Origin of the sequence: Paraplanobispora takensis, from assembly GCF_016863195.1 — a bacterium.
Lineage (GTDB): Bacteria > Actinomycetota > Actinomycetes > Streptosporangiales > Streptosporangiaceae > Planobispora > Planobispora takensis.
The window spans coordinates 91,312-117,893 of record NZ_BOOK01000036.1; the positions used below are offsets into that span (position 1 = coordinate 91,312).

The 26,582-nt window shown below is 73.1% G+C and carries 21 protein-coding genes; 12 read left to right on the top strand and 9 right to left on the bottom strand.

Going from position 1 to position 26,582, the window contains the following annotated elements; genetic code table 11:
* Nucleotides 1–314: 314 nt before the first annotated feature.
* Nucleotides 315–3,425 carry an ATP-binding protein gene (locus tag Pta02_RS24745; RefSeq protein WP_203877315.1) on the top strand — a complete coding sequence of 1,037 codons (3,111 nt, stop codon included), beginning with the start codon at nt 315–317 and terminating at the stop codon, nt 3,423–3,425.
* A gap of 6 nt (nt 3,426–3,431) precedes the next feature.
* Here the strand turns inward: Pta02_RS24745 and Pta02_RS24750 are convergent, their stop codons facing one another.
* Together Pta02_RS24750 and Pta02_RS24755 are read right to left on the bottom strand one after the other, a co-directional pair.
* A complete protein-coding gene (locus tag Pta02_RS24750) occupies nt 3,432–4,283 on the bottom strand; it encodes an ABC transporter permease (RefSeq protein WP_203877316.1) in 852 nt (283 codons plus the stop codon).
* Complete coding sequence (locus tag Pta02_RS24755) at nt 4,280–5,251, bottom strand: ATP-binding cassette domain-containing protein (RefSeq protein ID WP_203877317.1); 972 nt, start codon at nt 5,249–5,251, stop codon at nt 4,280–4,282. The genes Pta02_RS24750 and Pta02_RS24755 overlap by 4 nt, the downstream gene beginning before the upstream one ends.
* A gap of 296 nt (nt 5,252–5,547) precedes the next feature.
* Here Pta02_RS24755 and Pta02_RS24760 point away from each other — a divergent pair, with 296 nt between their 5' ends.
* Both Pta02_RS24760 and Pta02_RS24765 read left to right on the top strand, forming a co-directional pair.
* Nucleotides 5,548–6,114, top strand: coding sequence for a hypothetical protein (locus Pta02_RS24760; RefSeq protein WP_203877318.1), 567 nt, complete (start codon nt 5,548–5,550; stop codon nt 6,112–6,114).
* A 162-nt stretch (nt 6,115–6,276) separates the two neighbouring features.
* Nucleotides 6,277–7,071: an MOSC domain-containing protein gene (locus tag Pta02_RS24765; RefSeq protein ID WP_203877319.1), complete on the top strand. Its 795-nt coding sequence runs from the start codon at nt 6,277–6,279 to the stop codon at nt 7,069–7,071.
* 63 nt (nt 7,072–7,134) lie between these two features.
* On the opposite strand, the gene Pta02_RS24770 is transcribed toward Pta02_RS24765, so the two are convergent.
* The 3 genes from Pta02_RS24770 to Pta02_RS24780 form a co-directional block, all read right to left on the bottom strand.
* Entirely contained in the window at nt 7,135–7,491 is a 357-nt protein-coding gene (locus Pta02_RS24770; protein ID WP_203877419.1) for a VOC family protein, read from the bottom strand.
* Between the two features lie 115 nt (nt 7,492–7,606).
* A complete protein-coding gene (locus Pta02_RS24775; RefSeq protein ID WP_203877320.1) occupies nt 7,607–8,740 on the bottom strand; it encodes a S1 family peptidase in 1,134 nt (377 codons plus the stop codon).
* Between the two features lie 281 nt (nt 8,741–9,021).
* Nucleotides 9,022–9,306, bottom strand: a complete 285-nt coding sequence (locus Pta02_RS24780; RefSeq protein WP_203877321.1) for a hypothetical protein — start codon at nt 9,304–9,306, stop codon at nt 9,022–9,024.
* Nucleotides 9,307–9,645: 339 nt separating this feature from the next.
* On the opposite strand from Pta02_RS24780, the gene Pta02_RS24785 reads away from it, so the two are divergent.
* The 6 genes from Pta02_RS24785 (at nt 9,646) to Pta02_RS24810 (ending at nt 16,509) form a co-directional block, all read left to right on the top strand.
* Nucleotides 9,646–11,829 carry an alpha-galactosidase gene (locus Pta02_RS24785; RefSeq protein WP_203877322.1) on the top strand — a complete coding sequence of 728 codons (2,184 nt, stop codon included), beginning with the start codon at nt 9,646–9,648 and terminating at the stop codon, nt 11,827–11,829.
* 523 nt (nt 11,830–12,352) lie between these two features.
* Nucleotides 12,353–13,591, top strand: a complete 1,239-nt coding sequence (locus Pta02_RS24790; RefSeq protein ID WP_203877323.1) for an MFS transporter — start codon at nt 12,353–12,355, stop codon at nt 13,589–13,591.
* Between the two features lie 121 nt (nt 13,592–13,712).
* The gene (locus Pta02_RS24795) at nt 13,713–14,300 is read left to right on the top strand and encodes a J domain-containing protein (RefSeq protein WP_203877324.1); all 588 of its coding nucleotides are present in this window, start codon (nt 13,713–13,715) and stop codon (nt 14,298–14,300) included.
* A 202-nt stretch (nt 14,301–14,502) separates the two neighbouring features.
* A complete protein-coding gene (locus Pta02_RS24800) occupies nt 14,503–15,207 on the top strand; it encodes a hypothetical protein (RefSeq protein ID WP_203877325.1) in 705 nt (234 codons plus the stop codon).
* 50 nt (nt 15,208–15,257) lie between these two features.
* Complete coding sequence (locus Pta02_RS24805; RefSeq protein WP_203877326.1) at nt 15,258–15,926, top strand: thymidylate synthase; 669 nt, start codon at nt 15,258–15,260, stop codon at nt 15,924–15,926.
* Complete coding sequence (locus Pta02_RS24810) at nt 15,829–16,509, top strand: HAD-IA family hydrolase (protein ID WP_203877327.1); 681 nt, start codon at nt 15,829–15,831, stop codon at nt 16,507–16,509. Before Pta02_RS24805 ends, Pta02_RS24810 begins: the two co-directional genes overlap by 98 nt.
* A gap of 66 nt (nt 16,510–16,575) precedes the next feature.
* On the opposite strand, the gene Pta02_RS24815 is transcribed toward Pta02_RS24810, so the two are convergent.
* Nucleotides 16,576–18,234 carry an FAD-binding dehydrogenase gene (locus Pta02_RS24815; RefSeq protein WP_203877420.1) on the bottom strand — a complete coding sequence of 553 codons (1,659 nt, stop codon included), beginning with the start codon at nt 18,232–18,234 and terminating at the stop codon, nt 16,576–16,578.
* A gap of 338 nt (nt 18,235–18,572) precedes the next feature.
* Between Pta02_RS24815 and Pta02_RS24820 the strand changes: the two genes are divergently transcribed.
* On the top strand, nt 18,573–19,544 hold the full coding sequence (locus tag Pta02_RS24820) for a 2-hydroxyacid dehydrogenase (protein WP_203877328.1): 972 nt from the start codon (nt 18,573–18,575) through the stop codon (nt 19,542–19,544).
* A gap of 105 nt (nt 19,545–19,649) precedes the next feature.
* Here the strand turns inward: Pta02_RS24820 and Pta02_RS24825 are convergent, their stop codons facing one another.
* Nucleotides 19,650–20,939 carry a PucR family transcriptional regulator gene (locus Pta02_RS24825; RefSeq protein ID WP_203877329.1) on the bottom strand — a complete coding sequence of 430 codons (1,290 nt, stop codon included), beginning with the start codon at nt 20,937–20,939 and terminating at the stop codon, nt 19,650–19,652.
* 155 nt (nt 20,940–21,094) lie between these two features.
* Nucleotides 21,095–22,516: an ankyrin repeat domain-containing protein gene (locus tag Pta02_RS24830; protein WP_203877330.1), complete on the bottom strand. Its 1,422-nt coding sequence runs from the start codon at nt 22,514–22,516 to the stop codon at nt 21,095–21,097.
* Between the two features lie 159 nt (nt 22,517–22,675).
* Between Pta02_RS24830 and pyrF the strand changes: the two genes are divergently transcribed.
* Nucleotides 22,676–23,509: an orotidine-5'-phosphate decarboxylase gene (gene pyrF / locus Pta02_RS24835; RefSeq protein WP_203877331.1), complete on the top strand. Its 834-nt coding sequence runs from the start codon at nt 22,676–22,678 to the stop codon at nt 23,507–23,509.
* 74 nt (nt 23,510–23,583) lie between these two features.
* Complete coding sequence (locus tag Pta02_RS24840; RefSeq protein WP_203877332.1) at nt 23,584–24,231, top strand: Pr6Pr family membrane protein; 648 nt, start codon at nt 23,584–23,586, stop codon at nt 24,229–24,231.
* A 55-nt stretch (nt 24,232–24,286) separates the two neighbouring features.
* Here the strand turns inward: Pta02_RS24840 and Pta02_RS24845 are convergent, their stop codons facing one another.
* Entirely contained in the window at nt 24,287–26,500 is a 2,214-nt protein-coding gene (locus Pta02_RS24845) for a heavy metal translocating P-type ATPase (RefSeq protein ID WP_373872417.1), read from the bottom strand.
* Nucleotides 26,501–26,582 lie beyond the last annotated feature (82 nt).

The following is a 26,582-nucleotide window of genomic DNA, read 5'->3' on the forward strand; positions in this document are numbered from 1 at the left end:
AGGAACATCGTTCTCTGCAAGACGATCCGCCGCTGATCCGGGACCAGGCGCACGACGCCTCCGGCTCCGGACTGAGAGCGCCCGGCGCGTCCTGATCAATCGGCGCGCGGATCTTCCCGGCCGAGGGGCCGCCCGCCGTACACCCGCCGCACCCCATCCGGCCGACCCACCGCATTCAAGCTCACGCAGACAAGCGAAAGCCGCTGCGGACTGTCGGACTCGAAGGACAGGCCGCCGGAAGCACCGGCTGGAAGAACCGGCTCCGGGGTCCGCGGGCCCGGGCCGGACGACTCGGCGGAGCCTAGACTTGGGCCATGCCGATCTACCTGAGCCTGCTCGACGGCGTGCGGTGGCGGGGGCAGCCGGTGGTCGGCGAGAGGGCTCAGGCGTTGCTCGCCGCCCTCGCGCTCGCCTGCCGGACCGTGCACGCGGACCGGCTCGTCACGGAGGTGTGGGGGGACGACGAGCCGGCCAATCCGGCGAAGGCGTTGCAGGTCCTGGTGTCCCGTACCAGGTCGGTCGTGGGGCCGGAGGCGCTGGCCACGGAAGGGGGCGGCTACCGGCTCGAGGTTCCGCCCGATCGGGTCGACGCCGTCCGGCTGCACGCTCTGGCGGGCCGGGCGCGGGCGCTGCTCGTGGAGGATCCGGCCGCGGCCGCCGCGGCGGCGCAGGAGGCGCTCGCCCTGGGCGTCGGGGCGCTGACCTCCGAGGGCGGCGGCCCGCTGGCCGAGGTGCGCCGGCGTGCGGAACGCGACCTGGCGTCCGCGCGGGTCGTGCTCGCCCGGGCCCGGAGCAGGAGCGGCGACCACGGCCCCGCCCTGTCCGTGCTCGAGGAGGCCGTGCGTGTCCGGCCCGAGGACGAAGGGCTGCTCGCCGACCTCCTGCGCAGCGAGGCGGCGGTACGCGGGACGGGCGCCGCGCTGGACCGCTTCGAGCGCTACCGGTCGGACCTGCGCGACCGGATCGGCGCCGGCGCCGGCCCGGAGCTGCGGCGGGTCCACCGCGAGCTGCTGGCGCTCGACAGCCCCGTACGCGCCGGCGTGCGGTTCGACGCGACCCCGCTGCTCGGCCGCGACGACGACCTCCGGCGGGTACGGGCACTGCTCGCCACGTCCCGGGTGGTCTCGATCCTCGGTCCGGGCGGGCTCGGCAAGACCCGGCTCGCCCATGCCGTCGCCCGCGGGGCCCCGCAGCCGGTGGTGCACTTCGTCGAACTGGTCGGCGTGACCGCGCCCGAGGACCTGGTCGGCGAGGTCGGCTCGGCGCTCGGCGTCCGCGACTCGGTGACCGGACGCCGCGCGCTCACCCCGCGGCAGCTCGCCGACGTCCGCGCCCGGATCGCCCAGCAGCTCGACCTGGCCCCGGCGCTGCTGGTGCTCGACAACTGCGAGCACCTGGTGGAGGCGGTCGCCGACCTGGTCGCCTATCTGGCCGCGACCACGCGGGAGCTGCGCGTCCTCACCACGACCCGCTCGCCGCTGGCGATCGCCGCCGAACGCGTCTACCCGCTGCCCCAGCTGGGAACCGGTGACTCCGCCGAGCTGTTCCGCGACCGCGCGACCGCGGCCCGGCCCGGGGTGCGCCTCGACGAGGATGACGTGCGCGCCGTCGTGGCCCGCCTGGACGGCCTGCCGCTCGCGATCGAGCTGGCCGCCGCGAAGGTGCGGGTGATGTCACCGGCCGAGATCTCCCGCCGGCTGGAGGACAGGTTCGCGTTGCTGCGCGGCGGCGACCGGAGCGCCCCCTCCCGTCACCAGACGCTGCTGGCGGTGATCGACTGGTCCTGGAACCTCCTCGGCGAGCGGGAGCGCCGGGCCATGCGCCACCTCTCGGCCTTCCCGGACGGCTTCGCCCTCGACGCGGCGGAGGAGGTGCTCGGCGACGACGCTCTCGGCGACATCGAGGAGCTCGCCGAGCAGTCCCTGCTCACCGTCGTGGAGACGGCCGACGGCGTCCGCTACCGCATGCTCGAGACGGTCCGCGAGTTCGGCCGGATGCGGCTGGAGTCGGCCGGCGAGACCGCCGAGGCGCGGGCCGCCGTACGCGCCTGGGCCGTCGGTTTCGCCGACCGGCACGGCGTCCGGCTGTACTCGCCGGAGCAGGTCGACGCGATGGACCGGCTCCGTCCGGAGGAGACGAACCTCGGCGACATCATGCGCGAGGCCGTCGCCGAGCCCGACCCGGAAGCGGTGGTCGTGCTGTTCTCCACCCTGAGCGGCTACTGGTCGATCCGCGGGGACCATCCGCGCAGCATCGTCCTCACCCCGGCCGTCGCCGCCACCCTGACCGGCTGGACGCCGCCGCCCCGGCTCCTCGACCGCACCAGGATGGCCCTGTCCATCGCACTGCTCAACACCGTCATCGTCTCCTCCGAAGAGGTCGGGCCGCTGGCGCGGATGCTGGCCGAGCTGGGCGCCGACTCGGCGAACCCGCCCATCCGGGCGCTGGTGTCCGCCCTGCTCACCACGGCGTCCGACCCCGAGGACGGCCTCGACAAGCTGACCGCCGACCCCGACCCCCTGATCCGCGGGATCGCGCTGCACTGGCTGAGCCACGGCCTGGAGAACGCCGGCGACCCGGCCGGCGCGATCGAGGCGGCCCGGGCCGCCCTGCAGTTCATCGGTGAGGACGGCGGTCCCTGGCACCGGGCGGTGCTGCACACCCAGCTGGCCAGCCTGTACGCGCGTTCCGGCGACTCCGCCGCGGCCTCCGGGCACGCCGCCGAGGCGCTCCCGGTGCTCGAACGCCTCGGAGCGGTGGAGGACTCCGTCCAGATCCGCACCAACCTCGCCATGGTGGCCCTCGCCGAGGGCCGCCGCGACGAGGCCGCGCAGATGATCGAAGACCTGGAAGCGCTCCCGCCCCAGGGCACCTACGGCGAGGTCCTCTCGGTCGCCGTCGGCAGAGCCCAGCTGGCCCTCGCCGACGGCGACGTCGCCGGGGGACTGCGACGCTACCGCGAGGCCGCCGAGAGGCTCGGGAACCCGCGCGTCCAGGGTTCGCCGGACGGTTTCACGCCGTGGACCGTCCTGGGCGAGGTCATCGCGCTCCCGGCGTTCGCGCAGTACGGCGAGGGCGACGACGGTGCGGACTTCTTCGAGTCGCTGCGGGCCAACGCCCTGTCGGTGTTCGATCCGGACCGCGCTTTCAGGGACTATCCGATGGCGGGGATGGTGCTCGCCGGGATGGGCGTCTGGGGCCTGCTGAAGGGGGCGCTGCCCACCGGGGAGGCGGTCCGGCTGCTCGTGCTCGCCGAGCGGTTCGCCTACAACCAGTTCACCCCGACGATGCGGTGGTCGGCGCTGTCCGCGCACGCCGAACGGATCGCCCCCGGCCTCATGTCCCGGATCGAGGCGGAGTACGGCGAGCGGCGCGGCCCCGACCTGCTGGCCGAGGCCCGTGCCGTCCTGGAGCGGGTGGTCTGACACCGTCTACATCTTGCGGGAGTACGAGCGGACCGCCAGCGGGGCGAAGATCGCGACGACGACCGCGCAGCCGACGACCGCCCAGCCGACCTCGGCCGTCACGGCCCCGTCGTTGAGCAGGTCGCGCACCGCGGAGACGACGTGCGAGACCGGGTTGACCTTCACGAACGCCTCCAGCCAGCCGGGCAGCGTCTCGGCGGGGACGAAGGCGTTGGACAGGAAGGTGAGCGGGAACATGATCATCATCGAGATGCCCTGGACGCTCTGCGCCGAACGCGCCATCGTGCCCAGCCAGGTGAAGATCCACGCCAGCGACCAGCCGGCGAACACGGTGAGCGCGATGCCGCCGACGGAGCCGAGCACGCCGCCGCCGGGGCGGTAACCGATGGCCAGGCCGGTGGCGAGCGTCAGCACCGAGGCGATGCCGTACCGGATCAGGTCGGCGATCATCGGGCCGGCCAGGGGGGCGATCCTCGCGATCGGCAGGGACTTGAAGCGGTCGAAGACCCCCTTGTCCATGTCCTCGCGCAGCTGTACGCCTGTCGCCATGCAGACGGTCAGGGCCGTCTGGGCGAGGATGCCGGGGATCAGGACCGGGAGATAGTCCGAGACGCTGCCGGAGATCGCGCCGCCGAAGATGAACGCGAACATCGCGGTGAACAGCAACGGCTGGATGAGGACGTCGAAGAACTGCTCGGGCTTGCGGCGCATCTTCTTCAGGGCCCGCCACGCCATCGCCAGGGTCTGGACCCAGGTTTCCCGGACTGAGCTGTGAGGCGTGGTACGGGCGACCGCGGCGGGCGGATCGATGCGCCGTGAGCCGGGGGTGGCCGGGGTCATGGTGCTCGTGGTGGTCATCGGGCCGCCTCCATCTGGGATTCGTCGTCGGCGCCGTGGCCGGTCAGCGCCAGGAAGACCTCGTCCAGCGTCGGCTTGGCGACGCTCACCGAGGAGATGCCGAGGCCCGCTTCGCGCAGGCCGATCAGGACGTCCGCGGCCCGGTCGGGGTCGGGGAGGGGGACGTTCATGCGTCCGGACTCCGGGGTCAGGACCGGGTCCTCGCCCAGCAGCCGGCGCACGACGTTCGCGGCCAGCGCGGTGTCGGAGCCGTCCGCGAGGTTGAGCTGCAGGGTCGAGTCGCCGACCTGGCTCTTCAGGGCGTCGGGGGTGTCCTCGGCCACCTTCCGGCCCCGGTCGATCACTGCCACGCGGTCGGCCAGCTGGTCGGCTTCGTCCAGGTACTGGGTGGTGAGGAGGATCGTGGAGCCGTCGGTGACCAGCTCGCGGATGGTGTCCCACATCTGACCCCGGGTCCTCGGGTCGAGGCCGGTCGTGGGCTCGTCCAGGAAGATCAGGGGCGGGCGGGTGATCAGGCTTGACGCGAGGTCCAGACGGCGGCGCATACCGCCGCTGAACTGGGACAGGGGCCGGTCGGCCGCCTCCTGGAGGCCGAAGCGTTCGAGCAGGTCGCCGGCGATGGTCCTGGCCCGGGAGCCGGGCAGGCCCTGCAGGCGGGCGAACAGCCAGAGGTTCTCCCGGGCGGTCAGGTCCTCGTCCACCGAGGCGTACTGGCCGGTGACGCCCACCAGCTGCCGGATGCGATGGGGTTCCCGCCGGACGTCGACGCCGAAGATCTCCGCGTGGCCGTCGTCGATGGGGAGCAGGGTGGCGAGCATCCGGAGCGTGGTGGTCTTCCCCGCTCCGTTGGGGCCCAGGACTCCGAAGATCTCGCCCTGCCGTACGTGGAGGTCGATCCCGTCCACGGCCCGGAAGTCACCGAAGTCCTTGACCAGGTTGTCGGCCCGGACGGCGTTGAGGTCCGCCATGACGCGTCTCCTCTCTCCGCCGGGTACCTCCCGGCGTTCGAGGAGAGTCTTCGTGCCGTCGGCTTCGTCGCGGCTTCACGCCGGTTTCACCCCCGAGCTGGCGGTTTCACCGTCCGCGGCTCGGGCGGCCGTGCTCGGGCGCCGGCCGGGTCTCCTCGCGGCAGAGCACCCGGGCGGCCTGGCGGGGTCCGGCCGGCGCGCACGGAGAGGGCGGACCGGATCGCGCCACGAACAACGCATCCCGCGTTGACACGCCCGGTACCGGGGCTCAGGTTCGGTTCATGGAGGAGTTTCGCATGGCGCACGCGTTTTCCGTCGCGATCGTCATTCGGCTGCTCATCCCCTCCCTGCTTTTCATACCCGCGTGTCTGATGCTCGTCTCCGTCGTCCCCGGCTCCCGTACCGGACCGGTGCTCCTCTCGCTGGGAGCGATGGTGGGCTTCGTGAGGATGCGGCTGACCGGGCGGCGGCAGATGGCCGTCGCCACGGTGGCGCGTTTCTCCTCTCAGGGCGTGGAGATGGAGGACGTGTACGGATCCCGTACGCGCCTGCAATGGCGGAACGTCGAGCGGATCGATGTCGTGGAAACGCGGATCCCCAGTCCGCGGACCGTCACCGACGCCGGCAGGGTCGTCGTCCGGACCGGAGCCAGGCGATGCGTCGGCCTGGTCGGCTGGGGCGAATACGAGATCCCTCGCAACGCCTCCGGATGGCTGCTCGCCCATCGGGACCGGCTTCCCGTCGATCCGGCGACGGGACTACGGGAGATCGGCATCCCCCTCGGCGTCGTCGACCCCCTGTGGGAACACGGCCCGATGGGCGAGCGGGTCCGCCGCCGCATCCTGCGACGGGAATCGCAATGAATGTTTCACCGGAAGCCGCTACGGGGTTTCCGGTGAACGGACCCGCCGCCTCATCGAAGAGCATGCGGAACTCATATCCCGGAAGGGCCCGGCACCGTGCTCCGGATGTTCCGCGAGTACGCTCCCATTCCCCGAGAGAGCGCTTTCTCCTATTCTTGCCCAATGGAGCTAGCGGAGATCCGCACCTACCCCCTCAAGGCCGCCAAAGGCATTCCCCGCTCGTCGGTCCAGGTCCTCCCCTGGGGTCTGGAAGGCGACCGCCGCTGGGCCGTGGTGAACCCGCTGGGAGAAGTGTTCTGGGTCGGCGAACACCCCCGTCTCCTCTCGGTCTCGGCCGTCGAGACCCCTGAGGGCGGCCTCCACCTGACGGCGGAGGGCATGGGGGAACTCAAGGTCCCCCCGGCCACCGGCGACACGCTCTCCCCGGGTTCCGCCGGCCTCGACCGGGCGGTGCTCGCCGACGCCGACGCCCATGAGTGGTTCACCCGCCTGCTCGGCAGGCCCGCCCGCCTCATCTGGCTGGACGTCTCCGGACGCCGGACCGTCACCGAGGAACAGGGCGGCCTCTGGGACGGACCCCTCCTGCTCGTCTCCAGGAGTTCGCTCCGGCGCCTGGACGACTGGATCGCCGAAGGCGCCGTGGAACGCGGGGAGGACCCCCCGGGCCCCCTCGACATCGCCCGCTTCCGGCCCAACGCCATCATCGACGACGCGGAGCCCTTCGCCGAGGACACCTGGACGTCGGTCCGCATCGGCGAGATCGACTTCCGCGTCTCGGAGTTGTGCGACCGCTGCGCCGCCACCCTCTGGGACCCGACCACGCAGGACCACGGCAGGGAACCCCTGAGAACCCTGGCCGAACACCGCCGATGGGACGGAAAGACCTGGTTCGGCATCCGCCTGGTGCCCGGGAACCTCGGGAAACTGAGAGTCGGCGACGAAGTCCGGCCCGGCTAGCGTGCTTCGGGACCGCCCTCACCACCTCGGGGCCGGCGGTCGGCCGAGGCCGGCTTTCGCGTGTCAGCCGACCGGTTCGAGGAACTCCAGGCGGTTGCCGTGGGGGTCCTCACTGTAGAAGCGGCGCATTCCCGGGAAGTCGTCGTCGAAGACGACGGGATAGCCGGCTTCGCCGAGCCGGTGGGCCCAATGGTCGAGGTCGTGGACCATGATGCCGGGGTGGGCCTTGCGGGCCGGGCGGAAGTCGGCTTCGACGCCGAGGTGCAGCTCGACGCCATTGTGGCCGCGGAACCAGCAGCCGCCGCGGGAGGCGAGAGCGGGTGGTTTGGGGATCTCCACCAGCCCCAGGACGCCTTCGTAGAAGGCTCGCAGGACCGGTTCGCTGCCGGGGGGACAGGCCAGCTGGACATGGTGAAGCATCACGACCCCTTCCATCTATCTTGATATCAAGATACTTCATCGTGACCGGTCTGCGCCTGCGCACACGGCGGTACGCCCGGGCAGAGGGGCCCCGGGCGCACTGCGGTGGGAACGGTCAGCCGGTCGTGAGCCTGAGGCCGTAGACGCTCAGGATCTCGTTGACGGGCTGGTGGTACGTCGTGCCGCCGGTGGTGCAGTTGCCGGAACCGCCGGAGGTCACGCCCTGGGCCTGGCTGCCGGAGATGAACGAGCCGCCGGAGTCACCGGGCTGGGCGCAGACCGTGGTGCGGGTGAGGCCGCTGACGGTGCCCTGCGGGTAGGTGACGCTGGCGTTGTGCTGCTGGACGGTGCCGCAGCGCCAGCCGGTGGTCGAGCCGGAGCGGCAGATGGAGGAGCCGACCACCGCCTGCGTGGAGCCGCGGACCGTCACCAGGGCGCCTCCGGCGCCGCGCACGTACGGGCGGGGCGTGTGGCCGGGTGTGGCGACCCAGGCGTAGTCGTTACCGGGGAACGACGAGCCCTGGAAGGTGCCCGTCGGGTTGGTGGTCCTGGAGCCGGCCCGGCCGCAGTGCCCGGCGGTGACGAAGCCCGGCGTGGTGCCCCTGGTGACGGCGAAGCCGATGCTGCAGCGGCTGGAGCCGATGTAGTACGGCGAGCCGCCGATGATGTCCATGAACGGGGTCGGGCGCTCGGCGGTGGCCGAGACGGTGACCGCGTTCATGTCGACGCCGGCCGCCTTGGCGAGGGCTTCGGCGGCCTGGACCGTGGGCGCCTGGACGGCGACCTTGTTGGACGTCACGTCCACGTACCAGAGCGCGGCCTGGGACTTGGCCCTCCGGGGGGCCTGGTCGAGCTGCGCCATGATGCCGTCGAGCTGGGCGAGCGTCCGCTCGACGACCACCGGCTGAGCGCCCTGCGACTCGATCTCGGCGGTCTCGGCCGGGTCGGTGGTGGCGACCACCAGCCGGGAGGCGTCCTGGTTCAGCCAGGCACCGCCGTACGAGTCGGCGCTGAGCTGGCCGCTCAGTGCCGACTGGGTGGTGGCGGCGCGCTCCTCGTTGGCGAGGCGGGTCCTGGCCTGCTCCTCGGTTAGACCGAGGTCGCGCTGCATGGCGTCGACCATCGCGGGCGGCGCGGGAGAGGGAGGGGCGGCCTGGGGGCCGGGGTCGGCGGCTGCGGGACTGAGGGGGGTGGCCAGGCAGGCGGCGAGGACGGCGGCGCCTACCAGCCCACAGCTCTTACTCAACATCTGCACTCCTTGTAAGGGGTTGAGGTCAAGCTAGCGTCTGGTAGGGAGCGCCGAAAGATGTGTCAAGAAAGCCATATCTCCGCGGTATGACCCCCGGAGGGCGCGCCCTCTTCCCCACGGGAAGTGCAGCGAGATCGTCGCCTCCGGGCGTTCGCCGGCCTCGTCGAACCCGTCACCTCGGCTTCACGCCGTCCGGCCGCACACGTGACGTCACGAAGACGGACGGCTGATCGTCACGGTCGCCGGCGTAGGAGAGGTACGGCACCCGGTCGCCTCGGCGATCACTTCGCCCGTGATCCGGTCTCCAGCGGCTCCGTCGCCCGCCCGCGGGCCTCGGTCGTCATCACGCGGTTCTCCCCGGTGCGGCCGCCGATCTCCGCGATCCGCGCCCTCCGCTCGGCCTGGGCCGTCATGGCCCGCTCCACCCGGGCGAGCTGCTCGGCGGCCTTCCTCGCCAGCCTCTCCGCCTCCTGTGCCCGCACACTCGCCCGCACGACCCGATGCCCGGCCGCCTGTATCCGTGCCCGAGCCGCCGCGATCCGCATCTGATGACTTTCGAAGCTCACTCTCCGATAATCACATGAGTACTCCTCGGAAACACCACATGGGTGTCATCCCACTGAAATTCCGGAACCATGACCACGTCCGGGACAGACCGGTAAACCCGTCCTGGCCGTCAGAAATCAGGAAACCGTTTCCCCAGGGGCGCGGGCGGCGACCGGAACCCTCTGGATTCTCCCGAAGGACCGGCCCCGCCCGATCCGGGCCGGTTCCGGCACGGTTGCCGGAGTGGGCGGCTTGATATCAGATGTGATGGGAAGCACATTCGCACTGATCGTTGAACGCCCACCGCGGCGTCCGGCTCGCAGAGCCGCGGCCTGCGGCGACGCAGGCGGGAGCAGAGGATGCCGCTGCACGGCCCGAGCCCGGACGCGGCCGTCGCGCTGACGGCCGCCGGTGTGACGTTGCTGCTGGACGCGCGCGGGGGCCGGTTGCCCGCCGTCGTGCACTGGGGACGGGAGCTGCCCGGACTGGACGCCGCCCAGGCGGCGGCGCTCGTCACGGCGACCGTGCCGGTGGCGGGGTCCAACAACCCCGACCCGGCGCAGCGCCCGGCCCTCATGCCCGGGCACCACACCGGGTGGTGCGGGCGGCCGGGTCTGCGCGGCTCGTTCGCGGGGGTCGCCTGGTCCCCGGCGTTCGTCACGCGCGAGGTCTCCCTGGACGGCGCTCCCGTCCCGGGCTTCGCCTCCTCGGGCCCCGGAGTCGTGGAGGTCGTCGCCACCGACGACGCGGACCGGCTGGATCTGCGCCTGGTGATCGAGCTGCTCCCCTCGGGGCTGGTGCGGAGCCGGGCGGCGGTGCTCAACGTCACCGACGAGGTCTACCAGCTGGACGACCTCGTGCTGGCCTATCCCGTCCCGGCGGAGGCGGCCGAGCTGCTCGACTTCGGCGGCCGGCACAACCTGGAGCGGGTGCCCCGGCGCGGCCCGTTCCCCCTCGGCGCGCACGTCCGCGAGAACCGCAGGGGCCGTACCGGCGCCGACAGCGCGTACGTCCTGCACGCCGGCACCGCCGGCTTCGGCTTCGCCCACGGCGACCTCTGGGCCGTGCACGCCGCCTGGAGCGGCAACCACACCCACTACGCCGAGCGGGTGCACACCGGGGAGCGGCTGATCGGCGGCGGCGAGCTGCTGCTGCCCGGCGAGATACGGCTTGCGCGCGGCGAGGCCTATCAGAGCCCGTGGGTCTACGGGTCGTACGGCACCGGCCTCGACGAGGTCGCGCACCGGTTCCACCGGCACCTTCGCGCCCGCGACCCGCGGGTCTCCGCCGACCGGCCGGTGACCCTGAACGTCTGGGAGGCGGTCTACTTCGACCACGACGAGCGGCGCCTGATCGACCTCGCCGAACGCGCGGCCGCCCTCGGCGTCGAGCGCTACGTGCTCGACGACGGCTGGTTCGGCTCACGCCGCGACGACCGCTCGGGGCTGGGCGACTGGGTGGTCTCCCCCGACGCCTGGCCGAAGGGCCTGCGCCCGCTGATCGACCGGGTCCGCGGGCTGGGCATGCAGTTCGGGCTGTGGTTCGAGCCGGAGATGGTCAGCCCCGACTCCGACCTCGCCCGTGCGCACCCCGAATGGATCATGGCGGCCCGGGCCGAGTGGCCGGTGGAGTCGCGGCACCAGCAGGTCCTCAACCTCGGTGTCCCCGGGGCCTACGAGCACGTGAGGGCGCAGATCCTCGCGATCCTCGGGGAGTACCCGGTCGACTGCATCAAGTGGGACCACAACCGCGACCTCGTCGAGGCCGGTACGCAGACCGACGGCGGGCGGCCCGGCGTGCACGCGCAGACCCGGGCGGTCTACCGGCTGCTGGACGAGATCCGGGCCGCGCACCCCGGCCTGGAGATCGAGTCGTGCTCGTCCGGCGGAGGCCGCGTCGACCTGGGCGTGCTCGAACGCACCGACCGGGTGTGGGTCTCGGACAACATCGACCCGCACGACCGGCAGGGCATGCTGCGCTGGACCGCCCAGCTCGTCCCCCCGGAGTTCATGGGCTCGCACGTCGCCTCGGGCCGCTCCCACACCACCGGCCGCCGCCACGACCTCCAGTTCCGCGCCGCCACCGCGGTCTTCGGGCACCTCGGGATCGAGTGGGACCTGGCCAGGGCGACCGACGAGGAGCTCGCCGAGCTCCGCACGTGGATCGCGTTCTTCAAGGAACGGCGCGACCTGCTGCTCGGCGGCGACCTGGTGCGGATGGACGGCACGCAGGAGGGCGTCCTGGTGCACGGCGTCGTCGCCCCGGACCGCTCCCGCGCCCTCATCGCGATGGCCGTGCTGGACAGCCCGTATCCGGACCCGCCCGCCCGGCTGCGCTTCCGCGGCCTCGACCCGGCCCGCCGCTATCGGGTCCGCCCCGTGCCGGTCGGCACGCCGCCCGCCGGGCTGCGGCCCCCTCGCTGGTGGGGACCGGCCTGGGAGGGCGAGATCCTCAGCGGCGCGGCCCTCGCGCACGTGGGGGTGGCCTGCCCGCGGATGTGCCCCGACCAGGCGATGCTGTACCGCGCCGACGCCACGGAGTAGGCCCGCCCCGTACACACTGAGCCGCCGGACGCACCGAGCCGCCGGACGCACTGAGCCGCCGGGCACACCGAACGCCATCGGGCCCGCTGAGCCGCCGGGAACCCCTGCCGCTTTCACGATCTTCCCTCTCCCGGCAACCTTCCGGCGCACCGGAGGCGTACTACGGATGGCCGTCGGGGTCGAGGAGGAGCGGATGGCGGATCGATCGGCGTACGACGCGTTCGTCGCGGCGCACTGGCAGCGGCTGCTCCGGACCGCCTACCTGCTCACCCGCGACCGGGGGTGACGGTCCCGCGGGGTGACGGGCCGCAGGGGCGTCCGTCACCCCGCGGGCCGACGTCCCCGCAGGCCGATAACCCCGCAGGCCGATAACCCCTGTCCCCCGGGGACGTCCGGCGCATAGAATCACGGGCATGACATGGCGACATTGATGAACCTCTAGAGGTCGACGCGGGACGCGGTGCCGCGGACCACCCGGGATGCCAGCCACCCGGAGTCCGAATCGTCCCCACGGAAAGACCTCATGATCATTTCATCTTCACGTGCGCCCGGAGCGCGTGCGAAACGGCTGGCCGCCACTCTCTACGCCTACGTCTTCCTCGACGACCTCATCCTCCTCTATCCGGTGTACGCGCTGCTGTTCGCCGACACCGGCCTGTCCGTCTCCGAGATCTCCTCGCTGTTCGTCCTGTGGGCCCTCACCGGGATCGTCCTGGAGGTGCCCTCCGGCGTGTGGGCCGACGCGGTCTCGCGCCGGCTGCTGCTGGCGTTCGCCCCGCTGCTGGGCGCGGCCGGGTTCGCCCTGTGGGCCTTCGTTCCCTCCTACTGGGCCTTCGCCCTGGGGTTCGTCCTGTGGGGGGCGCGGGGATCGCTGGTCTCGGGCGCGTTCGAGGCGCTCGCCTACGAGGAGCTCGACCGCCTGGGCGCGGCCGGGCGCTACGCGCAGATCCTGGGCCGCACCGAGACGGCCGGCCTGATCGCGGTCGGGGTCGCCACCGCGGCGGCGGGGCCGGTGTTCGCGCTCGGCGGCTATCCGGCGCTGGGCGTGGCGAGCGTGGCCGCCTGCCTGCTGTGCGCGGCCGTCGCCCTGGCCCTGCCCGAGCACCGTTCGGCGGCCGATCCGGACGAGGACGACGACCCGCGCGGGTACGTCGAGATCCTGCGCTCCGGCCTCGCCGAGGCCCGCGGCGACCGGTCCGTACGGCGGGCGCTGCTGCTCGTCCCCGCGGTGGCGGCCCTCTGGGGCGCCCTGGAGGAGTACGTCGCCCTGCTCGTGCAGGAGACCGGCGTCTCCGACCAGGCCGTGCCCGTGTGGGTGCTGCTCGTCTGGGCGGGCATGACGGCAGGGGGCCTGCTGGCCGGGGCCGGGCGGCGCCTGACCGCGAAGGCGCTGGCGGCGGTCATCGCCCTGGCCGCGCTCATCCTGGGCGGCGGCGCCCTGTCGGGCCGCCCGGAGGGCGTCTTCCTGGTGGCCGCGGCGTTCTGCGCCTTCCAGATGGCGACCGTGGTGGCCGACGCGCGGCTGCAGGAGCGCATCACCGGGCCGAACCGGGCCACGGTGACCTCGCTGGCCAACCTGGGCACGGACCTGACGACGGTCCTGGCCTACGGCATGTACGCCGTCGTCTCGGAGTTCGCCGGGCACGGCACGGTCTTCGCCGTGCTCAGCGCGCCGTACCTCCTCCTCGCCCTCGCGATGGCCCACGACGCGCGCACGCGGCGGAACGGGGAGGTGGACGGGCCCGCGCTGTCACGAGAGTGACGGGCCTTCTCACGGCCGGACAAAACATGTCCTGAGGACCATCACGCCCGGACGGTTCATCCACCCGTCCTCATGCCAGAATGGATCTTCCCCAGGTCCCCGTGCGGACGGGTTCTCCAGCATGAACGATCTCCAAGGGAAAGATCCGTACCAGGTGCTCGGCGTCCGGCCCGATGTCACGCCCGAGGAACTCAAGCATGCCTACCGGCGCCTGGCCCGCCGCTACCACCCGGACAAGAACCCCCAGGGCCAGGCGCTCTTCACCGAGATAGCCGACGCGTACGGCCTGCTGTCGGACCCGGAGCGGAGGTTCCGCTACGACCGGGAGCGGGCCGGGCGGCGCGCGGAGACGGCGCCCCCGGGGCCCGCGCCCCAGGCCGGAGCTCCCGCGGACCGGCCCGGGGACGCGGCGGGCCGGACGGAACGCCACCGGGTGCGGCCGGAGTCCCCCGCCGACCGGATCGAACGCCTCTACGGCCCGCGCCCGACGGCCTGGACGGCGGTCAAGCTCGCGTTCTATCTGCCCGCGGGAGCCTTCGCCGCCGTACTGGTCAGCGCGTTCGCCACCGTCTCCCAGGGGGACGCGGCCCGCGACGTCGGGCGGTGGGCGGCCCTGCTGCTCTGGCTGGCCATGTGGAGCTTCCTGGCCGCCGCCAAACTCAAACTGTGGATGCTCCACCGCCGTGCGGCCCGCTCCGGGCGTTTCTGAGGCCGTACGGCCGCGCCTCGGAAGAGCGACGCGATCTTCTCCATCCGTGAAGGTTTCTCATTCTTGGCACGAGATTCCCGGTAGCGCCCCTGACCTTGGCAAAGTTATTTAAAATAAGTCCACGAAACCCGCGCGCAGAGCTGACAAGTGAGTCAAAATTTCCTTACTGGGAAAAGTTCAACAACCCACGAGGTCGGGCCGGATGAAGAAAATGTTGCCGCGGATGACCGCGGAGTCGCTGCCGGAGAGACTCGACAACCTGCCCGTGGACCCCAAGGAATTCCTGCAACTGGTGGCCATCGACTTCGTCGGGACCTACCACGTCTATCTGGCCGCCAAAGACGAGCGCATCAAGATGACCCGGCTGTCCATGACGATGCTCGGCGCGCCCTTCGTCGCCGCGATCGCCCTCGCCAGCGCGAAGGTGATCAACCCCGCCTCCCTCACCTCGTGGGAGGAGGCCCCGCGCTACCTGTTCGCGACGGTCCTCGGGTTCGGCCTGCTGAGCGTGCTGCCGTTCCTGCGGCTGATCGAGGCGGTGAACGCGCACATGCGCACCGCCCGCGCGCTCAACAACTTCCGGCTGCTCTACGTGGTCCAGCTCAAGGACCACTTCTCCGCCCTGAGCTGGTCGCCGAACCTGCCGGTGGACCCACGCTATCCGGAGACCTACGCGCCGCTGGCCTGGCCGGGGATCAACGTGATGATGCTGTCCCTCGTCAACAGCTCCTACATCGCGGTCGGCGTCCTCGGCCTGCTGGGCGCCGAGCCCAACCCGGCGGTGCTCTCGATGCTCGTCCTCCTGCTCGCCTCGATCCACTACTCCGTCTACTACGTGCGGGCCAACGTCTCGCGCCAGCGCCGGCTTCCCAAGAACCCCTTCCATTTCCCGAACGTGGAGACTTGATGGCAGACCTCCTCCGATTCACGTCCTGTGGGGAGACCTGGATTTGGTTGATGAATCATGTGAGGAACAACGGCCGACCGGCCGACGACGACCGGGGCCCGATCATCGAGGCCCCCGCGGTGCTGTTCGAGATCGACGAACTGGGCTGGGACGACCCGGTCCTCGCCGTCCACGCCGACAGCGGCAAGATCCCTCTGTACGCCAGCAAGTTCAGCGAGCCGGCTGTCGTGCCGCCGTTCAAGTACAGCTACGGCGGCCGGCTGCGCCAGCTGCTCGGCGTGGACCAGCTGCGCTGGGTCACCGACATGCTGCGCGCCAAGCCGTACAGCAAGAGCGGCTGGATCTCGCTGACCGTGCCCGGCGAGCGGCCCGACGCGGTGCCGTGCCTGACCGCCCTCGCCTTCCGGCTCCGTGAGGATCGGCTGACGATGACCGCGACATTCCGCTCGCAGAACGCCTTCACCTGCTATCTCAACTACGTGCCTCTGCGTAGTATCCAGAGCGAGGTCGCGGAGGATCTCAGGGTGGGCTGTGGGTCAATGAGGGTCTTCGTCGACGTCCCGCACATCTACACGGCGGATGTGCGGACGGTCGAGGAGATCCTCCGGCTGTCGGAGCGCGATGAGCTCGGCGAGGGAGAGTCGCTACCGGGTCCTGCTGGTCGATCTGGACGGGACCGTGGTCGACTACGCCCGGACCGAGAACGGCGCGCTTCGTGAGACTCACCGCCGCTTCTTCCGCACCGGCCTGAGAGCGTTCCTGCGCGACTTCCACGCCGCCAACGAGCCGCTGTGGGCCGACTACCGCGAGCGCCGGATCGGCCTGGCCGAGCTGCGGCTGGAGCGCTGGGCCCGGATGGGCGCGGGCCCCCGGGTGGCGACGGCCTTCGAGGAGGCCCTCGGCCGCAACGTGGTGCTCTTCCCCGAGGCGCGCGAGGCGCTGCGGCGGCTGTCGCGCCGCTCCCGGCTGGCGCTGGTGACCGACGGCATCGCCCGGGTCCAGCGGGCCAAACTCCGCCGTACGCGCATCGAGAGGTTCTTCGAGCACGTGGTGATCGCCCCCGAGGTGGGCCTGCGCAAGCCCGACGGGGCGCTGCTCCACCACACCCTGTCGCTGCTGGAGGCCAAGCCCGACGACGCCCTGATGGTCGGCGACTCCCCGGCGGGGGACGGCGGCTGCGCGCAGGAGGCCGGGGTGCGCTTCTGCTGGGTCAACCGCACCGGCGCCGTCCCCGTCCCCGGCATCCCCGTCCACCGGACCGTCGGGAACCTCACGAACCTCACGAACCTCACGGCCCTCTGACGCGGCCCGCCCGGCCTGCCGGGGTGACCCCGACCCCGCGGCGGGACCGGGCGGCGACCGGCGGGATCAGGCGGTCGCCTCGGCCGCGGCCCGGCCCGCCGCGCGGCCGGAGAACAGGCAGCCGCCCAGGAAGGTGCCCTCCAGCGACCGGTAGCCGTGCACGCCTCCCCCGCCGAAGCCCGCCACCTCCCCGGCGGCGTACAGGCCGGGCACCGGGGCGCCGGAGGCGTCCAGCACCCGGGAGGACAGGTCGGTGTGGAGCCCGCCCAGGGTCTTGCGGGTCAGGATGTGCAGGCGCACCGCGATCAGCGGCCCGGCCTTCGGGTCGAGCAGCCGATGCGGTACGGCGGTGCGGATCAGCCGGTCGCCCCGATAGGCCCGCGCGCTGCGCAGCGCCGCGATCTGCAGGTCCTTGGTGAAGGGGTTGGCCATCTCGCGGTCGCGGCCCACGACCTCGCGCGCGACGACGTCGAAGTCCAGCAGGTCCTCGCCGGTGACCTCGTTCATCTTCGCCACCAGGTCGCGCAGCCTCGAGGCCACCACGAAGTCGGCCCCGTGGCGCTTGAAGGCCTCCACCGGGCCGGGGGCGCCGGACCGTGCCCGCCGCAGGACCTGGCGGACGTCCTTGCCGGTCAGGTCGGGGTTCTGCTCGGAGCCGGAGAGCGCGAACTCCTTCTCGATGATCTTCTGGGTGAGCACGAACCAGGTGTGCTCGTACCCGGTGGACATGATGTGCTTGAGCGTCCCCAGGGTGTCGAAGCCGGGGAACAGCGGAACGGGCAGGCGGTTGCCCCGCGCGTCCAGCCACAGCGAGGAGGGGCCGGGCAGGATGCGGATGCCGTGGTTGTCCCAGATCGGGTTCCAGTTGGTGATGCCCTCGGTGTAGTGCCACATGCGGTCGCGGTTGATCACGGCCCCGCCGGCCTTCTCGGTGATCCCCAGCATCCGGCCGTCGACGTGCGCGGGCACCCCCGACAGCATGTGCCGGGGCGGCGCTCCGAGGCGGGCGGGCCAGTTCGCCCGGACCAGGTCGTGGTTGCCGCCGATCCCGCCGGAGGTCACGATCACCGCCTGCGCGCGGAGCTCGAAGTCTCCCGCCGCGACCCGGGAGCTGGGCCGCCCGCGCTCGGCGTCGCTGCGCTCCAGGATCGTGCCGCGCACGCCCTGCACCGCGCCGTCGGAGACGAGGATGTCGTCGACCTGGTGGCGGAAGCGCAGCGAGACCAGCCCGCGCCCGGCCGCCGCGCGCACCCGCCGGGCGAACGGCTCCACCAGCCCCGGGCCGGTGCCCCAGGTGATGTGGAAGCGCGGCACGGAGTTGCCGGGCCCGTTGGCGGTGTAGCCGCCGCGCTCGGCCCAGCCCACGACGGGGAAGAACCGCACGCCCATGCCGTACAGCCAGGCCCGCTTCTCACCGGCGGCGAAGTCGAGGTAGGCCTCGGCCCACCGGCGCGGCCAGGCGTCCTCCGGGCGGTCGAAGCCGGCGGTCCCCATCCAGTCCTGGTGGGCCAGCTCCGGCGAGTCGCGGATGCCCATCCGCCGCTGTTCGGGCGAGTCCACCAGGAACAGCCCGCCGAAGGACCAGAACGCCTGCCCGCCCAGCGACGCCTCGGGCTCCTGGTCCAGCAGGATCACCCGGCGGCCCGCGTCGGCGAGCTCGGCGGTGGCCGCCAGACCGGCCAGGCCGGCGCCGACCACGATGACGTCCGCGTCCATGTTCCCCATCCTCACCCGTGATCCGTACCCGTGCCGGATGCGGCACCCGCCGCACCTGCCGCCAGGGTGGTCACCGCCGCCCGCCGCGGTCAATCGGACTCGTCGCGACTGTGCAGCGTCCTTGTCATCCGGTGAGCAATCCCGAGGGGGATCGTGGACGCCGGGCGGGCCTCGCTGCGATGATCCCGGCGAGGCTCCGGCCCGCGGAGGACCACCGGGCCCCGTGAAAGACCGCGAGGCTCCGGCCGGTGAAGGACCGGCGGGCCCCGCGGAGGACCGCGATGCGTCACGGCCGTCGCCGCCGGATCGCCCCGCCCCGCATCCGCCGCCGACCGTCAGGGAGCCCGATGTCCCGCAAGAACGTCCTCGCCGTGATCGCCCCCCACGTCGGCGGCCGGCGGACCGGAGCCGCGCTCGGTGCCGTCTTCCCCGAGTCCGCCCGGGTCACCGTGGTGGAGTCCGCCGACGAGGACCCCCGCGCGCTGCGCGAGGCCCACGTCATCCTCACCGCCATCGCCCCCGTCACCGCCGCGCACGTCGAGGCCGCGCAGGACCTGGAGCTGATCCAGTGCACCAGCCACGGCTACGAGCACGTCGACGTGGCGGCGGCCCGGCGGCGGGGCGTGCCGGTGTGCACCATCGGCTCCAGCGACGCCGAACGGCACAGCGTCGCCGAGCAGGCCTTCGCGCTCATGCTCGCCCTGGCCAAGCAGATCGTCCCGGCCCACAACGCCCTGGCCGGAGGCGAGTGGGCGCTGCCCCGCCTGCGCGGCTCGCTCACGGAGCTGTCGGGCAAGACCCTGGGCGTCGTCGGCCTCGGGATGATCGGCCGGGAGGTCGCGCGCCGGGCGGCGGCCTTCGGCATGACCGTGGTGTACTCCTCCCGCACCCCCGCCGACCCGGCGGTCGAGGAGAGCCTGGGGGCGCGCCGCCTGCCGCTGGAGGAGCTGCTGGGCGTCTCCGACTACGTGAGCCTGCACGCCCCGCTGAACGACTCCACCCGGCACCTGCTCGACGCCGGCCGCCTCGCCCTGCTCAAGCCGACCGCCTTCGTCGTCAACACCGCCCGCGGCGCGCTGATCGACCAGGAGGCCCTGGCCGACGCCCTGCACGAGGGCCGCATCGCCGGGGCCGGGCTCGACGTGTACGACCCGGAGCCGCCGGGCGCCGATCTCCGGCTGCTGCGCGCCCCCAACGTCGTGCTCACCCCGCACGCCGGAGGGGTGACGCGGGAGGCCGTGGTCCGCATCGCCCTCGCGGCGGTGCAGAACGTGACCGACCACCTCGACGGCAAGCCCCCGCGCGACATCGTCAACTGAAGGCCCGTCCGGTCGGCGGGAGGCCGGCCCGGCCTGCTGGCTGCCCGCGACGACCCGTTCGACCGGCCGGGCGCGGCGGCCGGTCCGGGGGGACGCGCGCACTGCTCAGCGCCGGGCCGTACGGATCTCGGCCAGGTGGCGGGCGACGTCCAGGACCAGGCGCTGCCAGGGGCGGCGCGGGTCGCGCCCGGTGAGCTCGCGGGCCCGGCGCAGGCGATAGCGCAGCGTCTGGGGGTGCAGGTGGAGCAGATCGGCCGCGGCGGTGGCCGATCCGGTCGTCAGGAAGGCGCCGAGCCCCTCCAGCAGGTGGGCGTGTCGGGGGTCGGCGAGCGGCCCGAGGACCGAGCCGACCACCGCCGCCGGATCGGCGCCGGGACGGGCGTCGAGCAGCGCGAGGACGTGGGCGTCGCCGTCTCCCAGCAGGCCGGTGTCGTCGTAGGCGTACTCGGGCGCGGTGTCGAGGGCGTCGCCGGCCAGCCGGTAGGCCGCGGGGACCTCCGCCAGGGGCAGTCCCTCGATCAGGCACCCGCGCCAGCCCCGCCCGGCGACCGCGTTCCCCAGCGCGGCCCGCGCCCCGGGCGGCAGCAGCAGGGCCGCGCGGCGCCCCCGGGTGGTGACCAGCCCGGCGGGCTCCGCCGTACCCGGAACGCCGGCCCCGGGGACGGCGGGACCGGGGACGGCGGATTCCCCGCCACGGGGCTCTCCGCCGCCGGGCCCCGGATCGCCGGATCCCCCGGAGCCGGACCGGACGGCGTCGAGCAGGGAGGACGCGTCGGCCGGGGTGGCGGACAGGGCCGGATCGAGGGGTTCGGCGAGCAGCAGGCCGGGGGTGCGCGGCAGGGCGAGGCCGAGGTTGCGGCAGCGGTCGGCGAGCGCGCCGGGAGAGGTCTGCCGCCCGGCGAGCAGGTCGTCGAACAGGTCGCGTACGGCGCGCTCGCGGTCGCCCGCCAGCCGTTCCCCGGCGGCGACGTACCCGGAGAACAGGGCCTCGGAGAGCTCGTCCAGGCCGGTGAGCCACTGGCGGGTCAGGGCGAGCACGTCCTCGACGTCGAGGCGGCCCCGTCCCTGGCGCATCACCAGGTCGTTGGCCTCGCCCGCCGCGACCCGGTAGGCGCGCAGCACGGCCGGCAGCGGCCTGCCGTCACCCGCCCGGGCGGCGCCGATCCCCCGGAAGCGCGCGAGGTCCTGCTCGCTCAGGGCCGCGTCGCCTGCCCACGCGTCCACGGCGCGGGTCAGCGCCCAGGCCGCGATCGCCCGTACCTCGGCGAGCTGGCCGGGGTCCAGCGCCCGGTAGGCGGGGATGGCCTCCACGACGGCGTCCACCAGGGCCTGGCCGGCCTCGGGCAGTGCGGCGGCCAGCTCGTCCCGTACGGCGATCCGCTCCGCCTTCCCCATCGCCGCCCTCCCGGCCCGCTCCCGCGCCGCCCTTTGTCATCGCCTGACAATCTAGCCGCGGAGCCGGACCGCCCGGGTCCCGCGCACGGACCCACGCGGGGACCCGCATAGGGCCTCACGCGGGGACCCGTTCAGAGACCCGTGCAGGGACCCGTTCAGAGACCCGCGAGATAGGCCGCCACCTCGGTGTGGCCCGCGTGCTCGGCCCACTCCCGCGGGGTGGCGTCGTGATCGCGGTCCCGGGCGGACGGGTCGGCGCCCAGCTCCACCAGGGCCTTGACCGTCTCCAGCTCCCCGGCCCAGGCGGCCTCGTGCAGCGGGGTGCCCACGCGCGCCGCGTCCACGGCGAAGCCCAGGGAGGCCATCAGCCGTACCGCCGTGACCCGGCCGTCCGCGGCGGCCCGGTTCACCAGGTACGGCGCGCGCCCGATCGCCCGCGCCACCAGGTCGGGCCCGGCCTCGCGGCGCTCTCCGCGCATGCAGGCGGCCAGGAACAGGTCCACCTCGTCCAGGGAACCGGCCGCCCCCGCCGCGGCGAGCATCCCCGCGACCTCGGGGTGGCCCCGCAGCACGGCGAGCTCGTAGGCCGTGCGGCCCTCGAAGGCCGGATGCCCGGTGCCGCGCCCGTTCACGTCGGCGCCGTACTCGATCAGCAGCCGGAGCCGGCGGGGCCGGTTCGTCATCGCGGCGGTCAGCACCTCGTCCTGGAGCATCTGGGCGGGCGTGGCGTGGGCCGGTCCGAGACGCTCGTGCCACGGCCCGCCGTCCCCGGTGCCCAGGCCGTGGGCGAGCAGCAGCTCCAGGTGCTCGGTGTCGTCGGTCCCGGACCCGCCGAGCCCCCGGTTGTAGAGGGTCTGGCTGTCGTTGGGGTCCGCGCCGCGCTCCAGCAGGAGCCGGGCGAGCCCGGCGGCGTGCGGGTGGGCGGGCTCGTTCCGCTCGCCGTGGCCGAAGACACCGGTCAGCGCGGTGAACGGCGAGGTCAGCCCGTCCCACAGGTATCCCGCGTCGGGATCGGCGCCGTGGTCGAGCAGGAGCCGGGCGGTCGCCACGGGATCGCCGCCCCCGACCCGGGCGTAGGCGAGATAGAGCAGCGGCTCCCACCGGTACGGGCCTCCCTGCCGGGTGGCCCGGGACGGGTCGGCGGCCAGCAGCCGGGCCATCGCCCCGGCGCTGCCGGTGGCGGCCATCGTGTGGACGTTCGCGACGGCGAGTCCCGGCCGGGCGGCGAGCATCTCCCGGGCCGGACCTGCGCGGAACGGACTGCCGTAGTTCAGGCAGGCCAGGCGGAGGAACTCCTCGGCCGGGTCGGCGGACTCGGGGACGCGGTGGGGCGAGCGGGAGTGCTCGGCGATCGTGCCGAGGTGCGCGCGCAGCCGGGGCCAGCTCGCGAAGCCGTACATCCTGGCGGTCACCAGCTGGGCGCCGGCCAGGGTGAGGCCGCCGGGCCCGCGCGGGTGGAACTCCCGGACCAGCTCCAGCGCGGCGGGGTCGGCGGCGCGGACCTCGCGCAGCAGCCGCTTGGCCTGTTTGCGCAGGTGGTCGAGGCGGGGATTGTCGGGAAGGCGGAGGAACGGCACGGTGGCCTCCCTTTCGTCACGCCCGATGTCCGCGCGGCCGGGCAGAAAAGGAGGTGGGCCGATGTCATGGGGTGGAGCTCAGGTGGGCTTCGCCCTTCCCGCGGACCGGGTGCGCCCTGCCGCGCGGGTCCCAGGATAGCCCTGGCATCCTGGGGTGTCATGACGTCATTCGGGGAGCGGCTGCGGTCGCGCATCGACAGCCGGGGTCCGCTGTGCGTGGGGATCGACCCGGGTACGGCTCTGCTGCACGCGTGGGGGCTGGACGACTCCCCCGCCGGGCTGGAGAAGTTCGCCCGCACGGCCGTCGAGGCGGCGGGCGACCTGGCCGCGGCGGTCAAGCCGCAGTCGGCGTTCTTCGAGCGCTTCGGCAGCAGGGGCGTGGCCGTGCTGGAGTCGGTGGTCGCCGACGCGCGGGCCGCGGGCGCGCTGGTCGTCATGGACGCCAAGCGGGGCGACATCGGCAGCACCACCGCCGCCTACGCGCAGGCCTATCTCCACCCGGACAGCCCGCTGGCCGCCGACGCCGTCACGGTCAGCCCCTACCTGGGCTTCGGGTCGCTCCGGCCGATGACCGACATGGCGTTCGCCCACGGGGCCGGGCTGTTCGTGCTGGCCAGGACCTCCAACCCGGAGGCCGGCGAGGTCCAGCTCGCCACCGGCCCGGACGGCGGGACCGTCGCCGGCTCGATCATGGACCGGGTCTCCGACCTGAACCGCGACGCCGGACCGCTGGGCTCGATCGGCGTGGTGCTCGGTGCGACGCTGCACGACCTGGACTATCCGGTGGAGCGGCTCAACGGCCCGATCCTCACCCCCGGCATCGGCGCCCAGGGCGCCACCTTCGCCGACGCCGCCCGCCTGTTCGCGACCGCCCGCCGCAACGTGCTGCCCTCGGTCTCCCGCGGGGTCCTGGCCGAGGGCCCCGACCTCGCCCGCCTCCGCTCCGCCGTCACCCGCCTGACCGCCGAGGCCCGCGAACACCTGTCCGGCTGAACCGGGACGGCTTACCGCCTGGTTAATCCGTTATCGACTGGTATATGTCGGTTACCGGCCAGTATCGTGTGTGCGTGAACGGGACACACGCGTATCGGGTCGTGCTGGTCGCCGCGGGCCTGGCGGGGCTCGTCTGCACCTGGCTGGCGGCCTCCGATCCGCTCAACCCGCCCGTCTACTTCACCGTGCAGAGCAACATCATGCTGGTGGCCTACTACGTCTGGACGCTGTGGCGCGGGGTCGCCTCCGCGCTGCTCAAGGGCGCGGTGACCCTCTTCATCTCGATCACGGGGCTCGTCTTCCACTTCATCCTGATGCACGGCGCCAGCCCGCTCGGCCTGCTGCCGGACGGGCAGGGCGACGACGTCGGCCAGATGGGCAACCTGCTGCTGCACTACGTCACGCCGATCATGGCCTTCGCCGACTGGCTGGTCTTCGACCGCACCCTGCGGCCGGTGTGGACGGCGCCGCTGGTCTGGCTGGCCTACCCCGCCTTCTATCTCGTCTTCGCCCTGACCCGCGGCGCCCTGCTGGAGCCCGGCACCGATCGCCGCTATCCCTATCCCTTCCTGGACGTCGACAAGCTCGGCTACGGCGGCGTCGCCGTCCAGGCCGTCCTCCTGACGCTCTTCTTCGCCGTCCTCGGCTGCGTCCTGGTCGGCCTGCACCGCCTGGTCTCCCGTACGGCCCGGCCGCCCGTCCCCGCGGAGTCGGCCGCCTGACCCCGGACACGACGAAGCCCCGGCTCCCTCAGGGAGCCGGGGCTTTTCTACCGCTTCACCGGAAGCGGCGCAGCCGCAGGCTGTTGCTGACCACGAAGACCGAGGAGAACGCCATCGCGGCGCCGGCGATCATCGGGGTGAGCAGGCCCATCGCCGCCAGCGGCAGGGCGGCCACGTTGTAGGCGAAGGCCCAGAACAGATTGCCCTTGATGGTGCCGAGCGTACGGCGCGACAGGCGGATCGCGTCGGCGGCCACCAGCAGGTCGCCGCGGACCAGAGTCAGGTCGGAGGCCTCGATCGCCACGTCCGTGCCGGTGCCCATCGCCATGCCGAGGTCGGCCTGGGCGAGGGCCGCGGCGTCGTTGACGCCGTCGCCGACCATCGCCACCGTGCGGCCCTCGGCCTGCAGCCGCTTGACCACCTCGACCTTGTCGGCGGGCAGGACGTCGGCGACGACCTCCTCGATGCCGACCGCGTCGGCGACCTGGCCGGCCACCTTCTCGTTGTCACCGGTCAGCAGCACCGGGCGCAGGCCCAGCCCGCGCAGGGCGGCCACGGCCTCGGCCGAGGTGGGCTTGACCACGTCGGCCACGGTGAGCACCGCTCGGGCCCGGCCGTCCCAGCCGACCGCGACGGCGGTCTCACCGCGGGCCTGGGCCCCGGTGAGCTCGCGCTCCAGGTCGGCGGGCAGGTGCTGGGACCACTCGGCCAGCAGCTGCGGGCGGCCGACGAGCACCGCGTGGCCGTCCACCACGCCCTGCACGCCCAGGCCCTCGACGTTGGCGAAGTCCTCGACCGCGGCGGTGGATCCCGCGGCGCGGGCGACCGCCCGGGCGATCGGGTGCTCGGAGGCCGACTCCAGCGCCCCGGCCAGCCGCAACACCTCCTCGCGGTCCTCGCCCTCGGCGGTGAAGACGTCCTTGAGGGTCATCGTGCCGGAGGTCACCGTGCCGGTCTTGTCCAGGACGATGGTGTCGATCCTGCGGGTGGACTCCAGCACCTCGGGGCCCTTGATCAGGATGCCGAGCTGGGCGCCGCGGCCGGTGCCGACCATGAGGGCGGTCGGGGTGGCCAGGCCCAGGGCGCAGGGGCAGGCGATGATGAGGACCGCGACCGCCGCGGTGAAGGCGGCGGCCGTACCGTCACCGGTGCCCAGCCAGAAGCCGAGGGTGGCCAGCGACAGGGCGATCACGATCGGGACGAAGATCCCGGAGATCCGGTCGGCCAGCCGCTGCACCTGCGCCTTGCCGTTCTGCGCCTCCTCCACCAGCCTGGCCATCTGGGCGAGCTGGGTGTCGGAGCCGACCCGGGTGGCCCGGACCACGAGCCGCCCGCCGGCGTTCACGGTCGCGCCGACCACGGCGTCGCCGGGGCGGACCTCCACCGGCACGGACTCCCCGGTCAGCATCGAGGCGTCCACGGCCGAGGAGCCCTCCTCGACGACGCCGTCGGTGGCGATCTTCTCGCCGGGCCGGACCAGGAAGCGGTCACCGGTCTTGAGCCTCTCGACCGGGACGAGCTCCCCGGAGGCCAGCGTGACCTCCTTGGCGCCCATCGACAGCAGCGCGCGCAGCGCCGCCCCCGCCCGCCGCTTGGAGCGGGCCTCGAAGTAACGCCCGGCCAGGATGAAGGCGATCACTCCGGCGGCGGCCTCAAGATAGATGTTGCCCGCTCCGTCGCCCCTGGCCAGGGCGAACTCGAAGCCGTGGGTCATGCCGGGGGTGCCGGCCGTACCGAGGAACAGCGCCCACAGCGACCACCCGAACGCGGCGAGCGTGCCGAGCGAGACCAGCGTGTCCATGGTCGCGGTGCCGTGGCGCAGGTTGGTCCAGGCGGCCCTGTGGAACGGCCAGCCGCCGTAGACCACGACCGGCGCGGCCAGGGTGAGCGAGAGCCACTGCCAGTACTCGAACTGCAGCGCCGGGATCATCGCCATCGCGACGACCGGCACCGAGAGCACGATGGAGGTGATCAGGCGCTGGCGCAGCGGCGCGAGCTCGTCGCGCTCGTCCCGCGCTTCCTCCTCCTGCCGTACGGCGGGCAGCTCGGCGGTGTAGCCCGCCTTCTCCACCTCGGCGACCAGGTCCTCGGGGCTGACGTCGCCGCCGTAGACGACCTTGGCCTTCTCGGTGGCGTAGTTGACGGTCGCGGTGACCCCGTCGAGCTTGTTGAGCTTGCGCTCGATCCGGTTCGCGCAGGAGGCGCACGTCATGCCGCCGATGGCGATTTCGATCTCGCCGCCGCCGGCGGGCGGCCTGGTGGTGGTCATGGACATCGCTTCTCCCGTGAGGTCTCTCTCAATGGTGCGCGGCCCGGGGCCGCGAGGGGTAATCGGCGCCCCGGCCGGTGAC

Coding starts and splice junctions, on each gene's coding strand:
- Pta02_RS24745 (WP_203877315.1), top strand. CDS start 315: ATGCCGATCTACCTGAGCCTGCTCGACGGCGTGCGGTGGCGGGGGCAG.
- Pta02_RS24750 (WP_203877316.1), bottom strand. CDS start 4,283: ATGACCACCACGAGCACCATGACCCCGGCCACCCCCGGCTCACGGCGC.
- Pta02_RS24755 (WP_203877317.1), bottom strand. CDS start 5,251: ATGGCGGACCTCAACGCCGTCCGGGCCGACAACCTGGTCAAGGACTTC.
- Pta02_RS24760 (WP_203877318.1), top strand. CDS start 5,548: ATGGCGCACGCGTTTTCCGTCGCGATCGTCATTCGGCTGCTCATCCCC.
- Pta02_RS24765 (WP_203877319.1), top strand. CDS start 6,277: ATGGAGCTAGCGGAGATCCGCACCTACCCCCTCAAGGCCGCCAAAGGC.
- Pta02_RS24770 (WP_203877419.1), bottom strand. CDS start 7,491: ATGCTTCACCATGTCCAGCTGGCCTGTCCCCCCGGCAGCGAACCGGTC.
- Pta02_RS24775 (WP_203877320.1), bottom strand. CDS start 8,740: ATGTTGAGTAAGAGCTGTGGGCTGGTAGGCGCCGCCGTCCTCGCCGCC.
- Pta02_RS24785 (WP_203877322.1), top strand. CDS start 9,646: ATGCCGCTGCACGGCCCGAGCCCGGACGCGGCCGTCGCGCTGACGGCC.
- Pta02_RS24790 (WP_203877323.1), top strand. CDS start 12,353: ATGATCATTTCATCTTCACGTGCGCCCGGAGCGCGTGCGAAACGGCTG.
- Pta02_RS24795 (WP_203877324.1), top strand. CDS start 13,713: ATGAACGATCTCCAAGGGAAAGATCCGTACCAGGTGCTCGGCGTCCGG.
- Pta02_RS24800 (WP_203877325.1), top strand. CDS start 14,503: ATGAAGAAAATGTTGCCGCGGATGACCGCGGAGTCGCTGCCGGAGAGA.
- Pta02_RS24805 (WP_203877326.1), top strand. CDS start 15,258: ATGAATCATGTGAGGAACAACGGCCGACCGGCCGACGACGACCGGGGC.
- Pta02_RS24810 (WP_203877327.1), top strand. CDS start 15,829: ATGAGCTCGGCGAGGGAGAGTCGCTACCGGGTCCTGCTGGTCGATCTG.
- Pta02_RS24815 (WP_203877420.1), bottom strand. CDS start 18,234: ATGGGGAACATGGACGCGGACGTCATCGTGGTCGGCGCCGGCCTGGCC.
- Pta02_RS24820 (WP_203877328.1), top strand. CDS start 18,573: ATGTCCCGCAAGAACGTCCTCGCCGTGATCGCCCCCCACGTCGGCGGC.
- Pta02_RS24825 (WP_203877329.1), bottom strand. CDS start 20,939: ATGGGGAAGGCGGAGCGGATCGCCGTACGGGACGAGCTGGCCGCCGCA.
- pyrF (WP_203877331.1), top strand. CDS start 22,676: ATGACGTCATTCGGGGAGCGGCTGCGGTCGCGCATCGACAGCCGGGGT.
- Pta02_RS24845 (WP_373872417.1), bottom strand. CDS start 26,500: ATGACCACCACCAGGCCGCCCGCCGGCGGCGGCGAGATCGAAATCGCC.